Below are 8,346 nucleotides of genomic sequence, written 5' to 3' on the forward strand. Positions count from 1 at the left end.
TTTTAAAAGTTTTTTTAGTTATTTAGTAATGCACAAATTTAGGTGTTTGTCAAATTAATTTAGATGCGTTTACCCTGATTAAACAGTCTGTGACATATTCCATAACGACGGGCTGTTGGGTATATTCACCCGATCGCTTTTCGATTAAGCTGCGCCACGTTAAGGATTCTAGGGACTCTAATAGGGTCGCCCGTGAAATTGCCGGTACAATGTGGGCTTGCAGTTGAGCAATGGTTGTAGATTCTCGATTAATCGCCAACAAATACATGATGGTTTTTTCTACGGGCGACAATCGCTCAAATTGCCGAGCTAACAAGCGGCGGATGCCATTAAATACCAGTGTCTTTTCTTGCAAAAATGTGGCAATATCTCCATCAAACAAACTCTGAATAGAGGCAGAAACTATTTTTACTACCAGCGGATTGCAACAATACAATTCACAAAGTTGGCGTTTTTCCGCATCGGTTCCCACGAGTTGCTGGGAGTCAATGAATGCCAGGGATGTTTCTCTGCAACCTTGCACAGAAAGCGATCGCACTGCTCCGTTTAAATCTTCTAATATGGCGACTTTTGAGGATTTCTCACGACTGGTGAGTAAAATACAACTCTGATGACTGGCTTCTCCGAGTAATTGAAATAATTCACCATAGTCTGTGAAATCTGGCTGGTAGTATCCGGCGCAATTGCCTGCTTGTAAAATCGTTTCTTGATTATCCAAAATCACCAAACAGCGATGGGTTTGCAGCCAGTACAGCAGCCGTTCCGGTTTAGCTTGGATATCTTGCTGGTTAGAAAGGAAAGGCACCAGTTCGGACAACAACGTATCTAAAAGAGGGGCGTTACGCAGCGATCGCCAAATTACAAATTGAAATTGTTCTTGTAAGAGTTGAGCGACTTTAGCCGCTAAGGTACTTTTACCGATACCACCCATTCCCACGAGGGCAATGAGTCGGCAGCGATCTTGAATTATCCACTGAGTAAGGGTTTCAATCTCTTCGGCTCGACCTTGGAAGGTGGAAACATCGATCGCCTCGCCCCAATCAATTGAACGTTGGACTTGAGGTTTGGGAGTGGCGATCGGGGTATCAAAGTGAGTGAGAATGCCGCGCAGATTGGTTTTGTTGACTTTGCGGCCCAAAGCATCACTGAGAAGCTTCCAGAATTTGGGGCCAATGTCCCGTTGGAGATAGTTGATGGAGTAGCCCGATCGCTCGGCGATGCGATCGTAGGTCAAGTTATTCCAGGCACCGAACAAAAGAGCAACTTCAACCTCAGTGAGCGTTCTAGCGATTTTGCGGGCGATCGCATGGTTGACAATCTCCAATGCCTGCTCAAATTCCATCTATTTTCTCGCTATGTATAAAACTGCCTCTACCTTAAATCATACTTTCCCTACTTGACAAGTCCATACTTTCCTGTATAGACAGCATCGGGAAGTTTTTATAGATTATTAATTGTCAGGGGTTTCAAAGCATGGGTGAATCTAGCGAAGCTGCGATCAGACGTAATGCAGATAATTTTGCAGCTTTCAATCCTTGAGACGCTCTAGATGAAAATCAAGTGCTTGTAGGACAACTAATCAACAGGTTGACTGGGCTAATCAGGAAGCATTTACACAACTTTAGCAATACTGGTAGCCGGTTCCAGGACTGTAGCTTTGCTATGCAAAACTACTTTCAATAAGTGGCTGATTAAAAGCCTAAAGTTGCCAATTCAGATCCTCAATTTCGATGGCTTATGGGTATTAGTCCTGATTGAGAACTTAGGAAAACGTCGCAATCAATAATTATGACTCAACAAAAATATTCTCTCTCCCCCACAGAACGAGTACGGGAGGCTCAGTCCAAAATAGTTTTTTTGGCTCGTGTGTTCTCAGAATTAAGAATGCAAATCGAAACTGAAAGAGCGAATCCACCAAGTTCAGAAGACGCAATCAGGTCTGAGATTATCAAAGCAGAGATGCAACTTGATAAAGTACAGAAAAAAATTGACAAAGAAAAACAAGAGTGTAAAAAACGTAAGCAGGAAATTGACGAATGGAAATCCTGGTATCACAGCGTTGCCCAAATAGAGAAATCACAAGAACGCAACAAGTTAGACATCGAAATCAAATGGCGCAGTCAAGCGATTAGCGAAGGCGAAGTCAAAATTAGCCAACTTGAAGCAGAAAAACTGGTGGCAATAATGAACTTAGAGAAAAGTAAGGTTCAGCTTGCAGCTTTTGTCAATAGAGTTTATGACAATCCCATCGAGTTAGATCCCCGATTGGTCGAGGCTGAATTAGCTCTACAGACCGCTCAAGTGGAGCTAAAAGCTGCCACTGAAAACAGTGCCAAGACCCTGTAACAATTTTTCATACTGTTACTCAAGAATTGAACACTGGAGAAGAAAAGGTCAGTGATACCTCTTAGTTGATGAAGTAATTTTTGTATTCGCCTCTAAGTATATTCCTGATTGAGATGAATTAAACCCCTTAGTTAAGGACAGATTAAAGATGCTCCTGAGCCAGATTAAAGATAAAATTGAGTCCAATCTTTCCCAAAAAGTTAATCCTTTAGAAGGAATTTCTATTGACTCCCCAGCCATTCTTGAATTCCTCGATGGTCTCATGGGAGATACCGGGATCAACCTGGGCAACGTTCACATCTCTCAGCCGGATAAGGATTCTTTGCAAGTGGCGATGACCAAACCCCTTGTTTACCCTATCGCTGGCGGTGGAGCAGGCAGCCTGGAGTTAGCCAAAATTCTGTTGACTCTGAATCAGGGAGAAGAAGAAAACTTTGGCGCAACTTTGGATTTAGAAGGAACCTTTAAGTTGACCGCTGATCGTAGCCTTACGGTACAAGGATCGTTATCAGATCCAAATAGTGGCACTCTACTGCTCACGGTCACATCACAGCAAATGCCACAGCTAACTGAACTCGCAGCCCAAATTGGCATCGGCAGCCTCACGGATAGTTTAAAATCCGTAGGACTTAGCCTACCGGTGCTGGATCAAATTGAGCTGGGATTTCAATTGTTTGACCAAAAGGTGACTCAGATAACGACCAAAGGCTCGATGACTTTAGGGACAGGTGAGCTGGATATGACCTGCAACCTCCTGCCGGAAGTGATTATTAAAGGAGGTATCAAAGCCGGAAGCCAGCTTACTGTTGCCGATTTATTGGTAGCTTTACCACTCGATCCTTCAGAACTACCCAGCAGTCAACTTCAAACTTTACAGCTCGAAACTCACCCGAAAGCCAAAACTTACAGTGCTGCCTTTACACTGGCGAATGACTGGGAAATTGATTTAGGCGGTACCACCTTGGCTCTAACTTCGATCAAGGGACAGATTAATTCCACTGGAGAATTAGTTACCGCACAGTTGAATAGCACGATCAATATTGATGGGACTCAACTCCTTCTTACCAGTGATTATGGTAGTGACCGTGCGATCGTCTTTTCTGGGGAGATTACACCGGGACAACGCATTTCCCTCACATCTGTAGTGGATAAACTGATGGGAAGTTTAGTTGATCTCCCTAGTGAAGTACCCAATCTGGATTTGACTGATTTTAATCTGTCCCTCACACCCAAAACAGGGGAGTTTACAGTCAACGCCGCCGCGATGGACTCCTGGGAAATTCCTGTAGGAATCGATGGTTTACAACTTGACGACATCAGTCTCATCCTAAATCGGACGCTCACTGAAAACGGCAAAAAAGCAATCAAAGGGATCATGGGTTGCGAACTTCAAGTGGCCGGGACTTCCTTCCGCAGCGATTATTCGTTCCCCGGTGAGTTTGTGTTAAAAGCCCAGGTACCTGCCCTTAAGTTGTCATCCATTGTGCAGGAACTCTGCGGTAGTAGCCTGCTACGAGATATGCCTCTGCCTGCAAGTGTCCAAGACGTTGATTTCAAAAATGTTGCAATTACTATTGCTCCCAAGAGTAAGTTTTTCTCCTTGAAAGCCGATTCTCCACTGGGAATCGTAGAACTTTTGGTCAAGAAAATTGCTAGCGACTGGGGATTTATTGTGGGCTTTTTGCCGCCAACCTCTTGGAAGTTCTCCACGATTGCTGATGAATTGAAAGTGCTGGATGGGCTCAAGTTTTCAGATACGGCTATGGTGTTATCGTCCGCCGATGACCGAGCGCTAGTTCTAACCAGCTTGGCGGAAGCCGGATCTGATCTAACGGTGAGTCGCGGGCTTAATTTCATCGCAAATCTAGATATGCGAGGGATCGGGGTAGACGCTCTATTAGGAATTGAGCGGCTGCGAGTCTATACGGCGATCGGTGGCAGCCCCTCTGATATCTTGCTGGAAGCACAAATTGACGGTGAGTTTAAACTGTCGGATGGCGTTGCCTTCGGGGATATCAAGTTCCGACTCCAACCTGCACCCACCAATTTTTCGCTGACGCTATTAGGTACTGTCACTGCCATTTTGAATAAAAGTACTCTAGCATTTGTTGGGGGAATGCAGGTGCAGCCCCGTTCCGCTCTTTTACAGGCATCAATGTTAGGCATTTGGAACGAACCCTTTGACACGAAAGGAGTAACAATCGCCAATATTGCCCTCGATTTAGGGGTAAGCTTCCCGCCCCCGTTACCGACTATCGGTATTGCTGGCACTTTGCAAGTGGGGAGCTTTCAGGGTGCTGTTGCAGTGAAGTTTGACTCTGCCATGCCTAGCCGCAGTATGTTGGCGATCGCCTTTAACCGCCTCTACCTGATGGACGTGATCAGTACCTTCTGCGGTGCATCTGTGGCACGGGCTATTCCCTCCTCTTTAGCGAACACAGTTCTAAACATTGGCTTCGAGAATGTTAACATCTATATCGTACCCCAGCCCACGAGTATTGGTGAGTTGACCTTTGACCAGGGCTTTTACCTGGGTGGTACCCTCAATCTTTGGGGACTACGGGCGACTGCTTCCCTCTCCATTGACTACCTCGAAGGCACGGAGCTAAAAGCCGAAGTTGAGCCGATTGACATGGGCGGTGTCTTTAAACTGAAAGGCTCTGGTGGAAAACCCAATCCCTCCCTTTACTTCAAACTGTCACCCAACCCAATGGTATCTCCTACCATTGATATCTCTGGTGTTGTTGAGCTTTTGGGATTGGTTAGCGAAACTCAGGTGCAATTCTCAGATAACGGATTTTACTTCTTTAGTTCAGGAAAAATCTTTAATCTGTTCGAGGCCACCCTGGAGGTTAAGGGCGAAGACTTCAAGAGTGGCGGCAGTATGTCGGTTAAGGCATCCATGAAAAACGATCTGCTGTCTTACCTGCGGGAGAAAGCTACTGCTGCGATTAAATCGGCTGCTGATAGTGCTACTCGCGAACTGACCGAAGCCCAAAACGATGTACGCAAAGCCCAAGATGAAGTTAATAAGCTGAACAATACAATTGCGGAAACGCGCCAGACTATTGAGGGTGAACGAGAGCGTGATATCCGCCGGTTACGCGACGCTCAGGCTGCAGTCAGCAAAGCCCAGGATGAAGTCAATAAGCTGAATCGTGATATTGACAACATGAAAAAGACTATCGAGGGTGAGCGTGAGCGCGATACCAGTCGCTTACGCGATGCTCAGGCTGCGCTCAGCCAAGCCCAAAGTCAAGTCAATAAGCTACAACAGGAAATCGATAGCACCAAAAGCAAAATTGCACAGCTTAAGAGTGATATTGACAATAAAAAGCGCTGGTTTGATCAGTCGCGCTGGTACGAGAAATCCTACCGTTGGGCAGAATTTTCAGCTTATGCCACGGCGAAAGGCTCTGAAATTGGGGCTCTTTATACCAAAATTGGTGGCATTGAAGCTGCCAAAGCTACTGCTAACGGTGTATTAGAAGTGGCTAAGCAAACTGTGCGCGGTCTGGAAGCAGGTGCCCAATCTTTCCCCATTGATGCCGATCCTCGTATGCTTGGACTCTATACTGCTCGTGGAACCGCGAATGGTGTCCTAGAAGCAGCCAAGCTGACACTGCGGGGCATGGAGCAGGCAGCTAAAAACGTCCCTATCGACGCTGACCCCCGGATATTGGGTTTGTTTACCGCTCGTGAAACGGCGCAGGGTGCGTTGAACCTTGCAATTCTCACCTTAGAAGGCATCAAGAAGTCTGTCGGAGCAATGGCAGATGTGGGTCAATTTATTGCTGATGTCGGCTTAGGGGGACTGCTGGATGTTAAGTCTGCTCAGTTTGAAGGGACACTCGAAGCGACGCAAGGCGGTAGTGTCCTGATGGCAATTGAGGTCGTGTTTATGAAAGGACAATCGCAGCATCTTGCCTTAAGTTTCAATTTTATGAGTCCACAACAAGCTGCACTCGAACTCGCCAAAAAACTCTTACCTGCCTAGTGGAAAGGGGCGATCGCTTTCCTACTTTAGGAAGGCGATCTCTTTTTAATGGAAAGGGCGAGCGCAGGGGTGGCAGAAAGTGCGATCACTTTCCTACTAGACCTCTTTCAAAAAAAATATGTGTTATCCTTAAGAGTCTGCTCAAGTTTAGGTAAAACTTTGAATTATTGGGTTGATTGGCATCTCCTTAAACTTGCCGAGCCTGCTAGATTATAAAATTGCCTAAACTTTCCACAATAGCACAAAATTATTTTGCAAGAGGTCTACTATAGAGAGGCGATCTCTATCCCTTTATGAGCTTTTACCTCGAAGGTAGCACCAACAACTTCAATGATTTCTTTGCCTATGTGGTAGATCCCGAATGGTTAGCTAGTAATGATGCAGAAGCTCGTGCCTTGCGTCAAACTGCGACTGGTTCACCCAATAAGACTTGGCGGATTTTGCATCGGGTCACCTATGTGGAACGTCCAGCTTTGATGGGTTAGGGAAAGTTACTACAAAGTAAGTAAACTGCTTTTGAGCATTAAGTGCGATCGCCCAACTTCACAACCTACTTCAGTCAACATGAGCCGATTGAAGAGCGTGAATAGGGCGATCGCATTAGCTGGAATGGTTAAAGAACAAGCGTAGTAGGAAGAATCGATTTCCTACACTAGGTGAGGTGATCGCTCTTTAATTGCAAGGATGATCATCCTCACTATAAATTGGATTCAATATTCTGAAATTGAACATTTACAAAACTCTTAACTCACTACATTCATTATTTAAAGGTCTATTTTAAAAAATAATACGAATATGTCAAACACAAATGATTTCCTAAAGACTCCTATCATAGAAACAGAAAATAATTCATCAAATACATCAAATAGTACACCGATAAAAGAGCAGCCTTCATCATCAATAATAAAAATTTCAAAAACAAATGCAATTATTTCAAATACCTGTCTGCTAGTGTGGGCTATTTTGTTAGCGGTGATTGGTATGCAAGCAGTAAGTGGAAAAGCATCCACTATCATTTTGGAAATTGCTGAAGTAGTTGCTTCTAGCAACAAATCGAGTGCTTTAGGCATCACGGGGCCAACTTCAAGCCCAAGCCCACTAACAAGTCCCACAAATATAACTTCAAGTGACGTTTCTGCTATGTTGAACGACTATATCAAGAAGACGTATCCTGGAAGAAATCAAACTTTTATTCCCCCTATCTCTATAGTGCTGGATCGGCTGCAAGTAAGCGTTAATTGGAGAGATGCTGACGAAATTGATCAAGCAAACGGAGACAACAGGGGTGCTCCAAATTCTAATGAGTATAATGCTCTATTTGATATTGTTGCCAAACGACTTGAAGCAATTGCTGACTTCTCTCCTGAAGTTTCTGTTAGTAGTAATTTCAAGATAAATAATAATATTATACCTTTAAAGTTCCGTGCCACAAACGTGGAGACAGGCTCTCAAAAATTCCAAAAATTTCAGGAACAAGAAATCGATCTGCCCGTAGAAGCAATTTTATGGGTAAAGGCAAGGCAGGCTTCGGCCACTGCAAGAAAATCACAAATTAGTTTTTTGGATCTGTTTATCCTGCTGCTTATCTTGGGCGGTTTTGGCAGTTGGATATATCTTGTCAGAAGGCATATTGATCCTTCCATTAAGGTTGATTTGTATGAATATTTTTATAGACCTCCCTTGGGAATGACCCTTGCTATTGCTGTTTTTATTGTTAATATTTCGCTTCACTCGTTTGTCTCTACTTCAAACATTAACCAAGTGCGGCGAGAGACTTTGATATTATTAGCCTTTGCAGCCGGCCTTTTGTCTGATAAGACTTATGAATTCATTGAAAAAGTTGCAGGTAAAAAACTAGATGATAACCATGTAGATAATAATCGTCAAGCAGCTAATAATCCTCAAAGAGAGTAAGGTGTTTAAGTTTTATACCATTTTTTTAAAGATGTGATAGACTTGTGTAAAAAGTAAAGGATAGTATTACAATGTCGGGTCGTCCTCAT

General features: G+C 44.2%; 5 protein-coding genes. 4 read left to right on the plus strand and 1 reads right to left on the minus strand.

From position 1 onward, the window contains the following. Window positions 1-49: 49 nt before the first annotated feature. On the minus strand, window positions 50-1,342 hold the full coding sequence (locus QUA36_RS30210) for an NB-ARC domain-containing protein (RefSeq protein ID WP_333460039.1): 1,293 nt from the start codon (window positions 1,340-1,342) through the stop codon (window positions 50-52). 446 nt (window positions 1,343-1,788) lie between these two features. Between QUA36_RS30210 and QUA36_RS30215 the strand changes: the two genes are divergently transcribed. The 4 genes from QUA36_RS30215 to QUA36_RS30230 all read left to right on the plus strand — a co-directional run bounded on the left by QUA36_RS30215 (window position 1,789) and on the right by QUA36_RS30230 (window position 8,257). Next, window positions 1,789-2,346: a hypothetical protein gene (locus QUA36_RS30215; RefSeq protein WP_333460040.1), complete on the plus strand. Its 558-nt coding sequence runs from the start codon at window positions 1,789-1,791 to the stop codon at window positions 2,344-2,346. A gap of 148 nt (window positions 2,347-2,494) precedes the next feature. After that, a complete protein-coding gene (locus QUA36_RS30220) occupies window positions 2,495-6,343 on the plus strand; it encodes a hypothetical protein (RefSeq protein ID WP_333460041.1) in 3,849 nt (1,282 codons plus the stop codon). A 293-nt stretch (window positions 6,344-6,636) separates the two neighbouring features. Further along, window positions 6,637-6,828, plus strand: a complete 192-nt coding sequence (locus QUA36_RS30225) for a hypothetical protein (protein WP_333460042.1) — start codon at window positions 6,637-6,639, stop codon at window positions 6,826-6,828. A gap of 310 nt (window positions 6,829-7,138) precedes the next feature. Then, window positions 7,139-8,257, plus strand: coding sequence for a hypothetical protein (locus QUA36_RS30230; protein WP_333460043.1), 1,119 nt, complete (start codon window positions 7,139-7,141; stop codon window positions 8,255-8,257). Window positions 8,258-8,346 lie beyond the last annotated feature (89 nt).

Source organism: Microcoleus sp. Pol10D4, assembly GCF_036701555.1.
Classification (GTDB): Bacteria; Cyanobacteriota; Cyanobacteriia; order Cyanobacteriales; family Microcoleaceae; genus Microcoleus.